13 protein-coding genes, 1 tRNA gene and 1 pseudogene are annotated in these 17661 nt (G+C 60.6%); 6 read left to right on the top strand and 9 right to left on the bottom strand.

Annotated features, from left to right (window positions below; all coding sequences use genetic code 11):
• Positions 1 to 52 precede the first annotated feature (52 nt).
• The 4 genes from pyrI to argF form a co-directional block, all read right to left on the bottom strand.
• Positions 53 to 517 (bottom strand): aspartate carbamoyltransferase regulatory subunit, encoded by a 465-nt coding sequence (gene pyrI, locus ACJ8OK_RS10660; protein ID WP_004933377.1) that lies wholly within the window; start codon positions 515 to 517, stop codon positions 53 to 55.
• Between the two features lie 12 nt (positions 518 to 529).
• Entirely contained in the window at positions 530 to 1465 is a 936-nt protein-coding gene (gene pyrB, locus ACJ8OK_RS10665; protein WP_019453297.1) for an aspartate carbamoyltransferase, read from the bottom strand.
• A gap of 298 nt (positions 1466 to 1763) precedes the next feature.
• A complete protein-coding gene (locus ACJ8OK_RS10670) occupies positions 1764 to 3332 on the bottom strand; it encodes an ABC transporter substrate-binding protein (protein ID WP_442530574.1) in 1569 nt (522 codons plus the stop codon).
• A gap of 196 nt (positions 3333 to 3528) precedes the next feature.
• A complete protein-coding gene (gene argF, locus ACJ8OK_RS10675; protein ID WP_021504215.1) occupies positions 3529 to 4548 on the bottom strand; it encodes an ornithine carbamoyltransferase in 1020 nt (339 codons plus the stop codon).
• Positions 4549 to 4710: 162 nt separating this feature from the next.
• On the opposite strand from argF, the gene rraB reads away from it, so the two are divergent.
• Together rraB and miaE are read left to right on the top strand one after the other, a co-directional pair.
• On the top strand, positions 4711 to 5136 hold the full coding sequence (gene rraB / locus ACJ8OK_RS10680; RefSeq protein ID WP_004933365.1) for a ribonuclease E inhibitor RraB: 426 nt from the start codon (positions 4711 to 4713) through the stop codon (positions 5134 to 5136).
• A 54-nt stretch (positions 5137 to 5190) separates the two neighbouring features.
• Positions 5191 to 5955: a tRNA isopentenyl-2-thiomethyl-A-37 hydroxylase MiaE gene (gene miaE, locus ACJ8OK_RS10685; protein ID WP_015376459.1), complete on the top strand. Its 765-nt coding sequence runs from the start codon at positions 5191 to 5193 to the stop codon at positions 5953 to 5955.
• Between the two features lie 15 nt (positions 5956 to 5970).
• Here the strand turns inward: miaE and ACJ8OK_RS10690 are convergent, their stop codons facing one another.
• The 5 genes from ACJ8OK_RS10690 to pepA form a co-directional block, all read right to left on the bottom strand.
• A complete protein-coding gene (locus tag ACJ8OK_RS10690; RefSeq protein WP_082997153.1) occupies positions 5971 to 7578 on the bottom strand; it encodes a GMC family oxidoreductase in 1608 nt (535 codons plus the stop codon).
• A 224-nt stretch (positions 7579 to 7802) separates the two neighbouring features.
• Positions 7803 to 8306 (bottom strand): GNAT family N-acetyltransferase, encoded by a 504-nt coding sequence (locus ACJ8OK_RS10695; protein WP_004933360.1) that lies wholly within the window; start codon positions 8304 to 8306, stop codon positions 7803 to 7805.
• A 199-nt stretch (positions 8307 to 8505) separates the two neighbouring features.
• Positions 8506 to 11382, bottom strand: a complete 2877-nt coding sequence (locus tag ACJ8OK_RS10700) for a valine--tRNA ligase (RefSeq protein ID WP_060558449.1) — start codon at positions 11380 to 11382, stop codon at positions 8506 to 8508.
• Between the two features lie 12 nt (positions 11383 to 11394).
• Complete coding sequence (locus ACJ8OK_RS10705; protein WP_004933353.1) at positions 11395 to 11844, bottom strand: DNA polymerase III subunit chi; 450 nt, start codon at positions 11842 to 11844, stop codon at positions 11395 to 11397.
• Between the two features lie 308 nt (positions 11845 to 12152).
• Positions 12153 to 13664: a leucyl aminopeptidase gene (gene pepA / locus ACJ8OK_RS10710; protein ID WP_004933352.1), complete on the bottom strand. Its 1512-nt coding sequence runs from the start codon at positions 13662 to 13664 to the stop codon at positions 12153 to 12155.
• 282 nt (positions 13665 to 13946) lie between these two features.
• Here pepA and lptF point away from each other — a divergent pair, with 282 nt between their 5' ends.
• The 4 genes and pseudogenes from lptF to ACJ8OK_RS10730 all read left to right on the top strand — a co-directional run bounded on the left by lptF (position 13947) and on the right by ACJ8OK_RS10730 (position 17627).
• The gene (gene lptF, locus ACJ8OK_RS10715) at positions 13947 to 15041 is read left to right on the top strand and encodes an LPS export ABC transporter permease LptF (RefSeq protein ID WP_004933351.1); all 1095 of its coding nucleotides are present in this window, start codon (positions 13947 to 13949) and stop codon (positions 15039 to 15041) included.
• Positions 15041 to 16111: an LPS export ABC transporter permease LptG gene (lptG, locus tag ACJ8OK_RS10720; protein WP_004933350.1), complete on the top strand. Its 1071-nt coding sequence runs from the start codon at positions 15041 to 15043 to the stop codon at positions 16109 to 16111. Before lptF ends, lptG begins: the two co-directional genes overlap by 1 nt.
• 179 nt (positions 16112 to 16290) lie before the next feature.
• Positions 16291 to 16479: pseudogene (locus ACJ8OK_RS10725) on the top strand (helix-turn-helix domain-containing protein); the annotation flags it as partial.
• A 1063-nt stretch (positions 16480 to 17542) separates the two neighbouring features.
• Positions 17543 to 17627, top strand: a tRNA-Leu gene (locus ACJ8OK_RS10730).
• The last annotated feature ends 34 nt before the right edge of the window (positions 17628 to 17661 follow it).

Raw genomic sequence — 17661 nt, forward strand, 5'->3', positions numbered from 1 at the left:
TAGGGCGTCACCGGGAGAATAACAGCGCCATCTCCCGGCACCCATACCGGGCTTAGTCGGCCTGCAGCACCACCTGGTGCTCGAACTCTTTTTCGCAGTAGCGGCACTTCAGGTGCACTTCGCCGCCGCGCGATTTGACGCTGAAGCTCGACGCCACCGGCTCGCTGCGGCTGATGCAGTTGCCGTTCGGGCAGGTCAGCACCCCGTCGATGTGGTCCGGCAGGCTAAGGGTCAGCTTGCGCACCACTTCATAGTTGTCGATGCGGTTCACCGTGGCCTTCGGCGCGTACATCGCCAGCTGGTTGGCCTGCTGCTCGGTCAGGAAGGTGTTCTCGATCTTGATCAGATCCTTGCGGCCCAGCTCGTTGGAAGGCAGGTTCAGGCCGATGGTGATGCGCTGGTCGGTGGCGGTCAGCTTGAACAGCGTCAGCAGTTTGAAACCGATCTGCGCCGGAATGTGGTCGATCACCGTGCCGCATTTGATCGCTTCGACCTGCAGTTTGTTGTCATGAGTCATGGCGGTTCCCCCTTAAAGAGCCAAATCTGCGTTGAGCACCAGCGCCAGCAACGCCTGGCGGGCGAAGATGCCGTTGCCCGCCTGTTGGAAGTAGTAAGCGTGCGGCGTTTTATCCACGTCGGTGGCGATCTCGTCGATGCGCGGCAGCGGGTGCAGCACCTTGAGGTTGGCGCGCGCGCCGGCCAGATCCGCGGCGCGCAGCACGAACTGCGCCTTCACGTTGGCGTACTCGGACGGATCGAGGCGCTCTTTCTGCACCCGGGTCATGTAGAGAATATCCAGCTCCGGCACCACTTCTTCAATGCTGCCGTGCAGGCTGTACTCGATGCCTTTCTCGTCCAGCATTTTCAGGATGTAGGCCGGCATCGCCAGCGCGTCCGGGGCGATGAAGTAGAAGCGGTTGCCTTCGAACTTGGCCAGCGCCTGAGTGAGCGAGTGCACGGTGCGGCCGTACTTCAGATCGCCGACCATGGCGATGCTGAGGTTGCTCAGGCGGCCCTGGGTTTCCTGGATGGTGAACAGATCCAGCAGGGTTTGGGTCGGGTGCTGGTTGGCGCCGTCGCCGGCGTTGAGCACCGGCACGTTGCCGGAGAACTCTGAAGCCATGCGCGCCGCGCCTTCCTGCGGGTGGCGCATCACGATGGCGTCCACGTAGGTGCTGATCACCGAGATGGTGTCGGCCAGGGTTTCGCCTTTCTTGCCGAGCGAGGTGTTGCTGCCGTCGGCGAAACCGACCACCGAGGCGCCGAGGCGGTGCATCGAGGTTTCGAACGACAGGCGGGTACGGGTCGAGGCTTCAAAGAAGCAGCTGGCGATCACCTTGTGTTTCAACAGCTCCGGCTGCGGGTTGGCTTTCAGACCGGCGGCGGTGCGCAGCACCAGCTCCAGATCCTCGCGGCTGAGATCGTTAATAGAGATGATGTGTTTGTGATACAGCGGGTTGGCCATTTTTCACTCCTCCTCGACGCGTGCCCGTGGCGCGGGACTTTGGGATATTCTCAAGGCAAAAAAAAGCCCCTCAATGAGGGGCTTGAAACGATCGGTTTAGCAACAGGAGAAACAACGGCAGCTGGCCGCCGATAGGCAGTCGGTTTTGTCGATTGCGGCTAACAAAACAAACGTCGTTTTTCATGCTTTCTCCTGGCAAATTGTGGCGCATTATACTCGCGCTTTTCGCCACTGCAAGCGTTAAAACGCCGTTTTTTGCCGCCCCGCAATCGATTGGCCGGCGATGGCCGCCCGCCGGCTATTTGCTGACGCGATCGTAGTAGACCATGTCGGCGTTCAGCCCTTGTTGATAGCCTTTGACGTTGTCGCGCAGCACCACTTCGGTTTTGGCCTGATCGATAAACACGTACGGCGAACTGCGCTGCAGCTCCTGCTGCATGGCGGTGTACAGCGCGCGGCGCTTGGCCGGATCGGCTTCGGCCAGCGCCGCCAGCGTCTGCTGGTTCAGCTGCGGGATCTGCCAGCCGTTCAGCCCGGCCACCGTGCTGCTCTTGCCGTCGTTGTAGGCGAAGGCGCTGGCGTTGGAGTGAGCGTCGAAATAATCCGGGATCCACAGGCGGATTGCCGCCTGATGCTGCCTGGCGCGCACGCGGGAGTAAACCTGGCTGCCCGCGGCCGGCAGCAGCTCGATCTTCACGCCGGCGGCGGCGAAGCTGCCCTGCAGCGCCTGCGCGATGGTGATGAACGGCGGTTTGTTCTCTACGTCCAGCGTAAAGGCGGCGTGGGTGATGCCCGCCTTGGCCAGGATGGCTTTCGCCTTGGCCGGATCGTAGCTGAACGGGTTGGTCTCCAGCGCGCCCGGCAGCCCGACCGGCAGGAAGCTCTGGTGCACGAAGTATTGTCCCTTCAGCAGATCCTTCGTGATGCCTTGATAATCCACCAGGTAGCGCGCCGCTTCCCAGAAGGCCGGGTTGTTCAGCAGCGGATTGGCGCCGTTGCCGGTGTTGAACACCAGATAGTTTTGCTCGGCGGACGGGATCTCCAGCACCTTGACGCCGGGCTGATTCTTCAGCGTGTCGGTCTGGTCGGCGCCCAGTTCGCGGGCGATATCGGCGTCGCCCTGCTGGAGCAGCAGGCGGCGGGTAGCCGGGTCCGGCACGTTTTTAATGATGATGTTTTTCAGCTGCGGCTTGTCGCCCGGCGTGGTGGGATTGGCGTCCAGCACGATCGCCTGATGCGGCTGATAGACGCGCATCTTGAACGGGCCGCTGCCGGCGGAGTGAATCTTCAGCCAGGCGTTGCCGAAGTCGCCGTCTTTGACGTTGGCCAGCGCCGCTTTGCTGTCGACGATCGAGGCGATCGGCGTCGAGAGGATATTCAGCGCCACCGCCGGGCTGACGTCCGCCGTCCAGCGCAGCTGCACGGTATGTTCGTCGATCTTCTTGAGCTGCGCGTCGATGTTGTCCGGCTGCCAACCGAGCACGTTGAGGATGAACGCCGGCGATTTGTTCATCTTGACCGCGCGGCTGTAGGAGAAGATCACGTCGTCGGCGGTCAGCGGGTTGCCGGAGGCGAACGCCGCCTGCGGCCGCAGTTTCACCGTCAGCGTTTTGGCCGCCGCATCGCTTTGCCAGCTTTCCGCCAGCACCGGCGCCACCTTGGCCGGATCGTCGCGATCCGCCTGCACCAGCCGCTGATACAGGCTGGGCACCGTCTGGATGCTGGAGAGTTCGTTGGCTTCCGCCGGATCGAGGCTGACGATGTCATCCAGCGATTGCACCACCACCAGCGTATTCGGCGGCGTGGCGGCTAACGCGGCGGCGGGCAGGGCGGCGAGCAGGAACAGCGGCAAGAGTTTGGCTTTCATCGGTGTATATCCCCTGAAGGCGCCGCAGGGCGGCGCTGAGAACGGTTTGTTATCGTTGGTTTTTACGGCGCGGGCGCCGTCGGCTTGTCACGGTAGAACCTTTACCGGTGGTGGGCAAAGGTCAATGCGCTATTTGATATTCCAGGAATATATTAGCCGCCCTGGCCGGGGGCGCCAGGGCGGTGGAGGAGGATTGTCAGAGGGTTTCGCTCAGCGTGGCGACCAGCACCGCCTTGATGGTATGCAGCCGGTTTTCCGCCTGATCGAACACCACGCTGTGCGCCGACTCGAACACCTCGTCGGTCACTTCCATGCCGCCGTGCAGATCGTACTGCTGCGCCATCTGCTTGCCGAGCGTGGTTTGGTCGTCGTGGAACGCCGGCAGGCAGTGCAGGAACTTCACGTTTGGGTTGCCGGTCAGTTTCAGCATCGCCATGTTGACCTGATACGGCCGCAGCAGCGCAATACGCTCCTGCCAGGTCTCTTTCGGTTCGCCCATCGACACCCACACGTCGGTGTAGAGGAAGTCGGCGTCTTGCACCCCTTCGGCGATGTCTTCGGTCAGGGTGAGTTTCGCGCCGGTTTGTTGCGCCAGCGCCTGGCACTCGGCCACCAGCTCCGGCTGCGGCCAGCAGGCCTTCGGCGCCACCAGCCGCAGATCCATGCCCGCCAGCGCGGCGGCTTCCAGCAGCGTGTTGCCCATGTTGTTGCGCGCGTCGCCGACGTACGCCAGTTTCACCTCGCTCAGCGCCTTGCCCGGCAGGTGTTCCTGCACGGTGAGCAGATCCGCCAGCAGCTGAGTAGGGTGGAACTCGTCGGTCAGGCCGTTCCACACCGGCACGCCGGCGTGCTGCGCCAGGGTTTCCACCAGCGCCTGGCCGTAGCCGCGATACTGAATACCGTCGTACAGGCGGCCCAGCACCCGGGCGGTGTCTTTCATCGACTCTTTATGGCCGATCTGGCTGCCGCTCGGGCCGAGATAGGTCACCTGCGCGCCCTGATCGAATGCGGCAACTTCGAAAGAGCATCGCGTGCGGGTCGAGTCTTTTTCGAAGATGAGCGCAATGTTTTTGCCCTGCAGCCGGCGCTGTTCCCGCCCCTGCTTTTTGGCCTGCTTCAGATCGGCCGCCAGCTTCAGCAACGCCTGCAGTTCGGCGGGGGTGAAATCCATTAACCTCAGAAAGTGACGTTGGTAGAACGCATTGCCGGTGCTCATAGTCCGATTCCCTGATTGTGTAATTGAATTAAAATTCACTTTATATGTATGAATATTCAATTTCAACCCCAGCGAGGAAATCTTTCACGTTTATCGTGGAAGCAACGTCGGCGGTGTGTGAAAATAGAAGGAATGAAGGCCATTTGACTTGAGGATATAGGCATGGCAAACCGCGAATTGCTGGAAGAACAACGTGAAGAGACCCGCCTGATCATCGAAGAGCTGCTGGAAGACGGCAGCGATCCGGACGCGCTCTACACCATCGAGCACCATCTGTCCGCCGAGAAATTTGAGGTTCTGGAGCAGGCCGCCGTTGAAGCCTTCAAGCTGGGCTACGAAGTGACCGACGCCGAAGAGCTGGAAGTGGAAGACGGTTCGCTGGTGATGTGCTGCGACGTGATCAGCGAAGTCGGCCTGAACGCCGAACTGATCGACGCCCAGGTTGAGCAGCTGGTGGCGCTGGCGGAACGCTGCGGCGTCAACTACGACGGCTGGGGCACCTACTTCGAAGATCCGAACGGTGAAGACGGTGAGGATGACGAAGACGGCGATTACATCGACGAAGACGACGACGGCAAACGCCACTAATTCCTTTCCGATTAATGCCTGTGGGCCGGCTCTCGCCGGCCCCTGATAAACGCCATGACATACCAATCCCTGTTAGCCCCGATTTTAAGCTTCCTGCACTGTGAAACCCCCGACGCCTGGATCGACGCCGCGCGCCGTCCGGAAAACCTGCAGCTGTTGCTGACCGACCATCTGGTGTGCGAGCTGAAAGCCGCGCAGACCGGCATGTGGCTGATCCGCCGTTACGTGGCGGACAAAGAGAGCGGCGACGCGCTGTTGGCGCTGCTGCGGCCCTACGAGGCGTTTCTGCACGAAGCGCAGGGCGCGCCCGACACGCTGTTCCGCCAGGGCCAGTTCACCCGCAAGATCCTGCCGAAAAACGGCTCGGCCTACGGCCAGGATCTGGCGGATCGCATGGTGCTGTTGATCAAGGAAGAGCTGCATCACTTCTCGCAGGTGCTGGAGATCATGCAGGCGCGCGGGATCCCGTATCGCAAGATCACCGCCAGCCGCTACGCCAAGGGCATGATCCGCGAGATCCGTACCCACGATCCGGCGACGTTGATCGACAAACTGATCTGTGGCGCCTACATCGAAGCGCGATCCTGCGAACGCTTCGCCAAGCTGGCGCCGCATCTGGACGACGAGCTGAACCGCTTTTACGTCTCGCTGCTGCGATCCGAAGCGCGCCATTATCAGGACTACCTGACGCTGGCCGAGCAGATCGCCGGCGGCGACATCAGCGAACGGGTGGCGCATTTCGGCCGCCTCGAAGCTGAACTGATCCTGTCGCCGGACAGCGAACTGCGCTTCCACAGCGGCGTGCCCGCCGCCGCCTGAGGTTGAGGCGCGCCCTTACTGCGGCGCGCCCAGCAGCAGATCCACCGCCTTTTCCGCCAGCATGATGGTCGGCGCATTGGTGTTGCCGCTGGTGAGCTGCGGCATCACCGAGCAGTCGATCACCCGCAGCTGCTCGAAACCGTGCACCCGCAGCTGCGGATCGGTCACCGCGTCCTGCGGCGACGGCCCCATGCGGCAACTGCCCACCGGGTGATACACCGTCTTGCAGAAGTTGCGCACGAACTCCTCCAGCTGCGCTTCGTCGCGCGTCCACTCCGGCTGCGGCATCAGCAGATCTTTGATCAGCGGCTTCAGCGCCGCGGTTTGCAGGAAATCCAGGCCGAACTTCACCGCGCGCACGCTGCCGGCCAGATCGTCCGGGTGGCCGAGGTAGTTGGCGTGCAGCTTGACCGGATCGCGCGGGTTGCTGCTGCGCAGCAGCACTTCGCCGCGCGCCTTCGGCTGCAGGTAACCGACCTTGAGCGTGAAGCCGTGAATGTTCGGCAGCGGCTCGCCGGGCACGTCGTCCCAGCTGTCCAGCAGCGGCAGGAAGTGGATCTGCACGTCCGGCCGGCCGTCGCCCTGGCTGTCGGTGAAGGCGGCGCCTTCCAGCACGTTGGATGAGAGCACCCCGCTGCGAAACGCCAGCCACTGCGCGCCGTGGCTCAGCGCCTGCAGGCCGCGATCGGCGCCGAACAGGCTGATCGGCTCGCGGGTACTGACGTTGATCGACATGTGCAGGTGGTCGTGGAAGTTTTTGCCCACCGGCAGATCCGCCCGCACCTCGATGCCCAGCTGCTGCAGGTGGTCGCGCGGGCCGATGCCGGACAGCATCAGCAGCTTCGGCGAACCGACCGCGCCGGCGCTGACGATCACCTCTTTGGTGGCGCGGGCGGTGACTTCGGCGCCGCCATTCTGGCTATAGACCACGCCGGTGGCGACGTTGCCCTCGAAGGTCAGCCGGTGCGCCAGGGCGTTCAGTTTCACCACCAGCCGCCGTTCGTCGCGCACCGCCTTCAGGTAGGTGCGGGCGGTGCTGGCGCGCTCGCCGTTGTGGGTGGTGGTTTGGTAAAAGCCGACGCCGTGCTGGCTGTCGCCGTTGAAGTCGTTGCGATAGGGCAGGTTCAGCTCCTGGCCGGCGCGGATAAACGCCATGCTGAGCGGGTGGCGGTAGCGATTCTCGCTGACCGGCAGCAGCCCGTCGGCGCCGTGGTAGTCGTCGGACAGGCTTTCGTTGGCCTCGGCGCGTTTGAAGTAGGGCAGCACCTCGCGGTAGCTCCAGCCGGCGCAGCCGTAGCGCTCGGCCCAGTCGTCGTAATCCTGCGGCTGGCCGCGCAGGTAGATCATGCCGTTGACCGAACTGCTGCCGCCCAGCACCTTGCCCTGCGCGATCTGCATGCGGCGGTTATTGGCGTGCGGTTCCGGCTCCGTCTCATAAGGCCAGCTCTTTTTGGCGATGATCTTGGCCACCCCGGCCGGCATCTTAATGAACAGGTTATTGTCGTCGCCGCCGGCTTCCAGCAGCAGCACCCGCGCCTGGGTGCGGCGGATCAGCTGCGCCGCCAGCACGCAGCCGGCGGAACCGGCGCCGACGATGATGTAATCAAAGGTATTTTCCGACATGACAGCTCTCCGTGCGCGATTGGGATACTGGCAGAGTAACGCGGGGGAAAAGGCGGTCAATTTGCGATCGTTAATTTATTAACGAACTTCACATTAAATTTACATTGTGGTTTTTAACGTCAGTTTATCTGCTTGAAAAACGGAGTTATAGCGAGTTTTACTGATTGATTGCGATATTAATAAAAAGGCGCAGCAAGCTGCGCCCTGATGAAGAGGCGGGGCGATTACAGCGTTTTCAGCATGGTGACTTCACAATCGACGTGGCCGGTGGCGCCCATCGCGTGGTCGATGTGTTCGAAGCCCAGATGTTCGTACAGCGCGACGGCCTGCGTCAGGCTGGCGGTGGTCTCGAGGTAACAACAGCGGAAGCCGTGCTGGCGGGCGAAATCCAGCGCCTGCAGCGCCAGGCGTTTCGCCAATCCCTTGCCGCGCAACACCGGCAGGAAATACATCTTCTGCAATTCGCAAATATCGTCTGCGCCGCCCTGCAGCGGCGCGATGCCGCCGCCGCCGGCGACCTGGCCGTCCACCTCGATCACCCAGTAAGCGCTGCGCGGCAGGCTGTAGAGCTGATACAGGGCGTCCAGGTTGGGATCGGAGACGGTATAGCCTTTATCCGCCGTCAGGCCGTGCTCGGCGGAGACTTCGCGAATGACGTGAGCAATGGCGGGATTGTCTTCCGCCGTGATGGGGCGCACCAGCAGGCGCGCCGGGGTTGCTGTTGTCATGTTTACACTCGCCATTGAAAGAGACCACGTTCGTTTTTCGTTTTTATCGCAGCGCGAAACGCGCCGGGGATTATTTCCCGGCGGCGTCCCTGCAGCAGTAATATCTTGTAATAACATCTAACCCGGCCCGGATGCAACGGCGATAAAAAAACAGCGGGGAAGACCCCGCTGTTTTCAGGCGTTGGCGTGAGCCGGTGGATTACAGCGCGGCGATGGTCGCCTGCTGTTCCTGCAGCTTCACTTTGCCTTCTTTGCAGGCCGCCAGGCGATCGCGCTCTTTGGCGACCACCGCTTCCGGCGCGCGCGCCACGAAGCCTTCGTTCGCCAGCTTGCCTTCGATCGAAGCGATTTCCGCATCCAGTTTGCCCATCTCTTTGGCCAGACGCGCGATCTCGGCGTCCTTGTCGATGAAACCGGCCATCGGGATCAGCAGCTCGGCGCCGTCCACCAGCTTGGTGACGGAGACCGGGCCTTTCTCACCGGCCGGCAGCAGCGCGATGGATCCCAGGCGCGCCAGGCGGGCGATAAAGCTTTGGTTCTCCTGCACGCGGCGCTGGGCGTCGGCGCTGCAGTTGCGCAGCAGCACGTCGAGCGCTTTGCTTGGCGCGATGTTCATCTCGGCGCGGATGTTGCGCACGGCGATGATGGTTTGCTTGATCCACTCCAGATCGTTCAGCGCCTGCTCGTCTTCCAGCGCGGCGTCGTAGGCCGGGAACGGCTGCAGCATGATGGTGTCTGCGGTCGTGCCGGTCAGCGGCTTGACGCGCTGCCAGATGGTTTCAGTGATGAACGGAATGATCGGGTGCGCCAGGCGCAGCAGCGCTTCCAGCACGGTGATCAGCGTGTGGCGGGTGCCGCGCTGTTCCGCTTCGCTGCCGTTGCTCACGACAGGCTTGGTCAGCTCCAGATACCAGTCGCAGAACTGGTTCCAGGTGAATTCGTACAGGATGTTGGCAGCCAGATCGAAGCGGTAGGTATCCAGCGCTTCGCGGTAGGCTTTCACCGTGCGGTTGAATTCGGCCAGGATCCAGCGATCCGCCAGCGACAGCACTTTCTCGCCGCCGTTGAAGCCGCAGTCGTGCGCTTCGGTGTTCATCAGCACAAAGCGGCTGGCGTTCCACAGCTTGTTACAGAAGTTGCGGTAGCCTTCCAGGCGCTTCATGTCCCAGTTGATGTCGCGGCCGGTCGAGGCCAGCGCCGCCAGGGTGAAGCGCAGGGCGTCGGTGCCGTGCGGCTCGATGCCGTTCGGGAATTGCTTCTCGGTGCGCTTGCGGATTTTCTCCGCCAGCTGCGGCTGCATCATGTTGCCGGTGCGTTTTTCCAGCAGGTCTTCCAGCGAGATGCCGTCGACCATGTCCAGCGGGTCGATCACGTTGCCTTTCGACTTGGACATCTTCTGGCCTTCGTCGTCGCGGATAAGACCGGTCATGTAGACGGTCTTGAACGGCACCTGCGGCTTGCCGTTTTCATCCTTGATGAAGTGCATGGTCAGCATGATCATGCGCGCGATCCAGAAGAAGATGATGTCGAAGCCGCTGACCATCACGCTGGTCGGGTGGAAGGTTTTCAGCGCGTCGGTCTGCTCCGGCCAACCCAGGGTGGAGAAGGTCCACAGGCCGGAGGAGAACCAGGTGTCCAGCACGTCTTCGTCCTGGGTCAGCGCCACGTCGGCGCCCAGGTTGTTCTCGCTGCGCACTTCTTCTTCGCTGCGGCCCACATAGACTTTGCCGTTCACGTCGTACCAGGCCGGGATGCGGTGGCCCCACCACAGCTGACGCGAGATGCACCAGTCCTGAATGTCGCGCATCCAACTGAAGTACATGTTTTCGTACTGCTTCGGCACGAACTCGATTTGGCCCTGTTCGACCGCTTCCACCGCCACTTTGGCCAGCGGCGCGGTGCGCACGTACCATTGGTCGGTCAGCATCGGCTCGATCACCACGCCGCCGCGGTCGCCGTAAGGCACCGTCAGGTCGTGCGGTTTGATCTCGTCCAGCAGGCCCAGATTTTCGAAGGCGGCAACCACCGCTTTACGCGCCGCGAAGCGCTCCAGGCCACGGAACTCGGCCGGGATCTCGTTGCAGTAGTCGGTGCAGACTTCGCCCAGGGTGTTGAACACTTCCGCTTCCTGACGGATGTCGCCGTCGAAGGTCAGAATGTTGATCATCGGCAGGCCGTGGCGTTTGCCGACTTCGTAGTCGTTGAAATCGTGCGCCGGGGTGATCTTCACGCAGCCGGTGCCTTTTTCCATATCGGCGTGTTCGTCGCCGACGATGCGGATGCGGCGGCCGACCAGCGGCAGAATGATCTCTTTGCCGATCAGGTCTTTATAGCGCGGATCTTCCGGGTTGACCGCCACGCCGGTATCGCCCAGCACGGTTTCCGGACGGGTGGTGGCGACCACCAGATAGTCTTTGCCCTCGGCGGTTTTCGCGCCGTCGGCCAGCGGGTAGCGCAGGTGCCACATGGAACCTTTGGATTCGCGGTTTTCCACTTCCAGATCGGAGATGGCGGTGCGCAGCTTCGGATCCCAGTTCACCAGGCGCTTGCCGCGGTAGATTAGATCTTCTTTGTGCAGACGGACAAACACTTCGCGCACCGCGTTCGACAGGCCTTCGTCCATGGTGAAGCGCTCGCGCTCCCAGTCCACGGAGTTGCCCAGACGGCGCATCTGGCGGGTGATGGTGCCGCCGGATTCCGCTTTCCACTGCCAGATCTTGTCGATGAACGCGTCACGGCCGTAGTCGTGGCGGGTTTTGCCTTCTTCTGCGGCGATCTTGCGCTCCACCACCATCTGGGTGGCGATGCCGGCGTGGTCGGTGCCCGCCTGCCACAGGGTGTTTTTACCCTGCATGCGCTGATAGCGAATCATGGTGTCCATGATGGTCTGCTGGAACGCGTGGCCCATGTGCAGGCTGCCGGTGACGTTCGGCGGCGGGATCATGATGCAGAAGCTTTCCTGGCTGGTATCGCCGTTCGGCTTGAAGTAACCCTGATTCTCCCAGTGATCGTACAGCTTCTGTTCGATCTGTTTTGGGTCGTATGCGGTATCGAGCTGACTGTTTGTCTTTTCCATTCTTTATCGTATTCAGTGAGTTGGCGGCGTAGCCGTGGTCAAATGGAAGCCGACGCTGCGATAGGCCTTGTAACGGTCGCGCGCCAACTGTTTCAGAGTGTCTTCGTAAGGAACGAAGTCTACCACTTCATGGAAAGCGGTAGCAAAATCGGCAAACTGCGGCAGCAGGGCGATCAGCAGATCGCGCGGGGCGTTGCCGCGCTTGCCGGGCCAGCACAGTTCCACCGGCGCGCCGTAGTGCGGCCCTTCGCCGGCCAGGTTGTGCGGCACGAATTCATGCGGCTCGCGCTGCCACAGCGCTTCGTCCAGCCGCTGGGCCTGCTCCTGGCTCTCGCAGGCGATCAGCACCCGCTTGCCGGCGCGGAAGCCGTTGGCGGCAACGGCGCAGGCCACGGCCTCATGGGCGCTGAGCGCGCCTGACGGTTCCGCGTTGTCGAGCAAATAAAACGTCGCCTGTTTCATTAAGGATCCACCGCTGCCGATAAAAAAACAGGGCACAACATGTAGGTTGCGCCCTTTTTGGGAACGGAGCAGATAACTCTACCCCTTCGCTGCTGAGAGGATTATATACCCAATAGATTTCAAGTTGCAGCTAGGCGGCAAGTTCGTTCATCCCCAGGAGCTGACATCAAGTCAGTGACTGGGGTGACAAATCTGCCGGGAGCAGATTTGAACGCTGCTTGCAGCGGCCCCTTACGGGGCATGGCCCATGGATGGGCCATGTAACTAAATGCGGCCAACAACGCTGCGGCTTGAAAGATGAAGGGTATTTAATCGTCGCCGTTCAGGCCTGCACGGTTCAGTAAGAACTGCGACAGCAGCGCCACCGGGCGGCCGGTCGCACCCTTGGCTTTACCGGAGCGCCAGGCGGTGCCGGCGATATCCAGGTGCGCCCAGGTGTACTTGCGGGTGAAGCGCGACAGGAAGCAGGCAGCGGTGATGGCGCCGCCAGGGCGGCCACCGATGTTCGCCATGTCGGCGAAGTTGGAGTCCAACTGCTCGTAGTACTCGTCGGCCATCGGCAGGCGCCAGGCGCGGTCGCCGGCCTGCTCGGAAGCGCCCAGCAGCTCGTGCGCCAGCGGGTTGTGGTTCGACATCAGGCCGGTGATGTGGTGGCCCAAAGCGATCACGCAGGCGCCGGTCAGGGTGGCGATGTCGATCACCAGCTCCGGCTCGAAGCGCTCGACGTAGGTCAGGGTGTCGCACAGCACCAGACGGCCTTCGGCGTCGGTGTTGAGCACCTCGACGGTCTGGCCGGACATGGTGGTCAGCACGTCGCCCGGACGGTACGCCCGGCCGCCCGGCATGTTTTCACAGCCGGCCAGCACGCCGATCACGTTCAGCGGCAGGTTCAGCTCCGCCACCACGCGCATCACGCCGTACACGGTCGCCGCGCCGCACATGTCGTATTTCATCTCGTCCATGCCGTCGGCCGGTTTGATCGAGATGCCGCCGGAGTCGAAGGTCAGCCCTTTGCCTACCAGCACGATCGGCTTAGCGTCCGGATTTGGGTTGCCCTTATATTCCATCACCGACATCAATGATTCGTTCTGCGAACCGGCGCCGACCGCCAGATAGGCGTTCATGCCCAGCTCTTTCATCTGCTGTTCGCCGATGACGCGGGTGGTGATGTTGGTGCTGAAGGCGTCCGCCAGCTGACGGGCCTGCGAGGCCAGGTAGCCGGCGTTACAGATGTTCGGCGGCATGTTGCCGAGATCTTTGGCCGCCTTGATGCCGGAAGCCACCGCCAGGCCGTGCTGAATCGCGCGCTCGCCGCTGGTGAGCTCACGGCGGGTCGGCACGTTGAACACCATTTTGCGCAGCGGACGACGCGGCTCCACCTTGTTACTTTTCAGCTGATCGAAGGTGTAGAGCGTCTCTTTGGCGGTTTCCACCGCCTGACGCACTTTCCAGTAGGTGTTGCGGCCTTTCACGTGCAGCTCGGTCAGGAAGCAGACCGCTTCCATTGAGCCGGTGTCGTTGAGGGTATTGATGGTTTTCTGGATCACCTGCTTGTATTGGCGCTCATCGAGCTCGCGCTCTTTGCCGCAGCCGATCAGCAGGATGCGCTCGGAGAGAATGTTGGGCACATGGTGCAGTAGCAGCGTCTGCCCGACCTTGCCTTCCAGTTCGCCACGGCGCAGTAATGCGCTGATATAACCATCACTGATTTTGTCGAGTTGTTCTGCGATAGGGGACAGGCGGCGCGGTTCGAAAACGCCGACTACAATACAGGCACTGCGCTGTTTTTCCGGGCTACCGCTTTTTACACTGAACTCCATGCACTCTCCTGAATCTTAAAGACAAAGGCGGACGCTACGGCTAGAATAATCGACTCCGTAACGATCTCCCGCCATTTGAGTTAACGGATTATGTTAACCTGAACGGCGTAAATTGCTCTGTTTTGGCGACTATAAGCAAGTTCCTATAGGACACCCAAACGGCTTGATGTTGTAATACTATTTTAGCTGTGAAGGTTGCCATATGATGAGAATAAATGGCGGATTAGCGATGAAATTATCGATTTTCCTGCAAAAAGACAAGTTTTCACAGGCGTAATAAGCGTGATCATCATAAGATATCTGGTACGGGAAACGCTCAAGAGCCAAATCGCCATCCTGTTCATCCTGCTTCTGATCTTCTTTTGTCAGAACCTGGTCAGGGTGTTGGGCGACGCGGTGGACGGCAATATCCCGACAAACTTAGTACTCTCTCTGCTCGCTCTGGGCGTGCCGAAGATGGCGCAGCTCATCCTGCCTTTGAGCCTGTTTCTCGGCTTGCTGATGACGCTTGGGCGGTTGTATACCGAGAGCGAAATCACCGTCATGCACGCCTGCGGGCTGGGCAAACGCACCCTGATTATTGCCGCCATGATCCTGGCGCTGTTCACCTCTGCGGTCGCGGCGGTGAACGTGTTTTGGGCCGGCCCCTGGGCCTCGCGCTATCAGGACGTGGTGGTGAACGAAGCCAAGGCCAACCCGAGCATCGCTGGGCTGGCGGAAGGGCAGTTCAAGCCCTCGCAAGACGGCAACGCGGTGCTGTTTATCGGCAACGTGAAGGGCAGCACCTTCAACGACGTGTTCCTGGCGCAGCTGCGGCCGAACGGCAACCAACGCCCGTCGGTGGTGGTGGCCGAGCACGGCAACATCGTGCAGCAGAAAGACGGCTCGCAGGTGGTGACGCTCGACAAGGGCACGCGTTTTGAAGGCACCGCGCTGCTGCGCGACTTCCGCATTACCGACTTCACCGACTACAAGGCGGTGATTGGCCACCGCACCGTGGCGGCGGACAACACCGAATCCGAACAGATGTCGATGCAGACGCTGTGGGAATCCGACGATCCGGACGCGCGCGCCGAGTTCCACTGGCGCCTGACGCTGGTGGTGTCGGTGGCGCTGATGGCGCTGCTGGTGGTGCCGCTCAGCGTGGTGAACCCGCGCCAGGGCCGCGTGCTGAGCATGCTGCCAGCCATCCTGCTGTATCTGATCTTCTTCCTGCTGCAGACCTCGCTGCGCTCCAACGCCGGCAAGGGTAAGCTGGATCCGATGCTGTGGCTGTGGCTGGTTAACGGCGTTTACTTCGCGATCGCACTGGCGCTGAACCTGTGGGATACCGTGCCGATGCGCAAGCTGCGCGCACGCCTGAGAGGAGCGGCCTGATGTTTGGCGTATTAGACCGGTATATCGGTAAAACGATTTTCAACACCATCATCATGACGCTGTTCATGCTGGTGTCGCTGTCCGGCATCATCAAGTTCGTCGATCAGCTGCGCAAGGTCGGCCAGGGCGAATACACCGCGCTGAGCGCCGGCATGTATACCCTGCTGAGCGTGCCGAAAGACATCGAGATCTTCTTCCCGATGGCGGCGCTGCTCGGCGCGCTGCTCGGCCTGGGCCAACTGGCGACGCGCAGCGAACTGGTGGTGATGCAGGCTTCCGGCTTTACCCGCCTGCAGATCGCCGGCTCGGTGATGAAAACCGCCATTCCGCTGGTGCTGCTGACCATGGCGATCGGCGAGTGGGTGGCGCCGCAGGGCGAGCAGATGGCGCGCAACTACCGCGCCCAGCAGATGTACGGCGGCTCGCTGCTCTCCACCAAGAGCGGGCTGTGGGCGAAGGACGGCAACGACTTCATCTACATCGAGCGCGTCTCCGGCGATAAAGAACTCTCCGGCGTGAACATCTACCACTTCAACGATCAGCGTCGCCTGGAGACGGTGCGCTATGCGGCTACCGCCAGCTTCGAGAACGGCCTGTGGCAGCTTTCGCAGGTGGACACCTCGGATCTGACCAACCCGAAACAGGTGACCGGCACCCAGACGCTGACCGGCGAATGGAAAACCAACCTGACCCCGGACAAGCTGGGCGTGGTGGCGCTGGATCCGGATTCGCTCTCCATCAGCGGGCTGCACAACTACGTGAAGTACCTGAAGCAGAGCGGCCAGGAAGCCAGCCGTTACCAGCTCAACATGTGGAGCAAAATCTTCTCGCCGCTGTCGGTGGCGGTGATGATGCTGATGGCGCTGTCGTTCATCTTCGGCCCGCTGCGCAGCGTGCCGATGGGCATCCGCGTGGTGACCGGCATCAGCTTCGGCTTCCTGTTCTACGTGCTGGATCAGATCTTCGGCCCGCTGAGCCTGGTGTACAGCATGCCGCCGGTGCTGGGCGCGCTGCTGCCGAGCATGCTGTTCCTGCTGATCAGCGTGTATATGCTGCTCAAACGCAAGTAGCGGGGCAAGCGGTAGTGAAGAAAGGCGTGGCCGCGGGGCCGCGCCTTTTTTGTTGGTGTGGCATGCCCCCGCCTGCGGTTTTTGTCGTGCTATAGTCACTTCAGCAGCAATGCAGGAGAGGGAGCAGGCAGCCAATGGAAGACGAAGACGAATATAATCTCAGCAACATTATCGGCAAGCGCCTGGACGAGATCCTTTATTGGGCCAGCGTAGGTAAAACCTACCAGGAAACGGCGATGATCCTCGGTATAAAGACCGGCACCATCAAGTTTCATATGTCCAACGTCGTCAAAAAGTTGGGGGTCACGAATGCCCGACATGCCGTGCGTCTGGGGATGGAGCTGCGGCTGATTAAGCCGGTGGAGTGATGGGCTAGCTAGCCTGTGGAATACTGAGGCAACGACTGCGCAGAACTCATCAGCCGGGATACGTCTAAATGGAGAAAATATCGGCTGGCGAACAGCGTCTTTCGATTCGGGAAATGACGGGCGTTAAATCGGTATTGAGTTGGCCGCGTGGCGATTAACGTGAAGGCCACAATAGCGTATCGGCTCCGATCTCTGCGATATGAAATAATCACCACACTGAACTTATAAAGGTCTAGTAAGGGACTGTACTTTAGTCTAACTAGTTTCTCATCCCTTGAGGCGATACACTTTCCCGGTAATGTTTTGATAAAAAATACAAAAAAAAACCTGACCGCGTAGGGCCAGGTTGCCAATATTGGCCAACACCAGGGAAAATTTTCTTGCACCATCTTAAAGCTATTAACTCCGCAGAGGCAAGCGATCTCAGCTGGTTTTTAGGCATTAACCAGCCATTTTGTTAGGTATGTGCGCTATTTTCTGGTGATTTAAGATAACGTACATCCAACGTGAATAACCTCTATCTTTTGATAGCCTCGTTTCGATTTTTATTTCCCGCCTGATATTCAGCAATGAAAAAATATTGTTCCTGGAATGTTACGCAACCTCATTCTTTATTGTCTGACACATGGGTATGCAATTATTTGCAGCATTGTCATTGCCGCTGGGGATTATTTTATTTTTGATAGGGGCTGAGTGAGACAGTGGGGATGGGGCGGGTTGCGTGGCGTACTCCTGAACGTATCTCGCTAGCGCGGTGAGCGGTTCTGGCTAGTGGGTGTGAGTGATGTACGGCACATGAATCATCATTGCTCTGTGCGACGAGGCTGGAATCGGATGGTATTGCGTGAGTGTGGCGCCTGATCCTGGATGCTCGTTGCAACAGCCTGTGGATGTAGCATGTTCATCACCAACGTGGTTGGGAAGGGCGCGCAGCGGTAAGGCGGGGCGGACAAACGTGTGTTGCGGCGGTTTTTTCGACACTTAACTCATTGAACAACGGATAAGTGTTGCGTGCTGGTCGCGGGAAGGTATAATTCACCCGTTTTCCGCATACTACTTCAGTGCCGAAGTGGCGAAATCGGTAGACGCAGTTGATTCAAAATCAACCGTAGAGATACGTGCCGGTTCGAGTCCGGCCTTCGGCACCATTAAGTACCGCGCGAACAAGAAGCCACCGAGAGG

This window comes from Serratia sp. CY71090 (assembly GCF_052166845.1).
Classification (GTDB): domain Bacteria; phylum Pseudomonadota; class Gammaproteobacteria; order Enterobacterales; family Enterobacteriaceae; genus Serratia; species Serratia nematodiphila.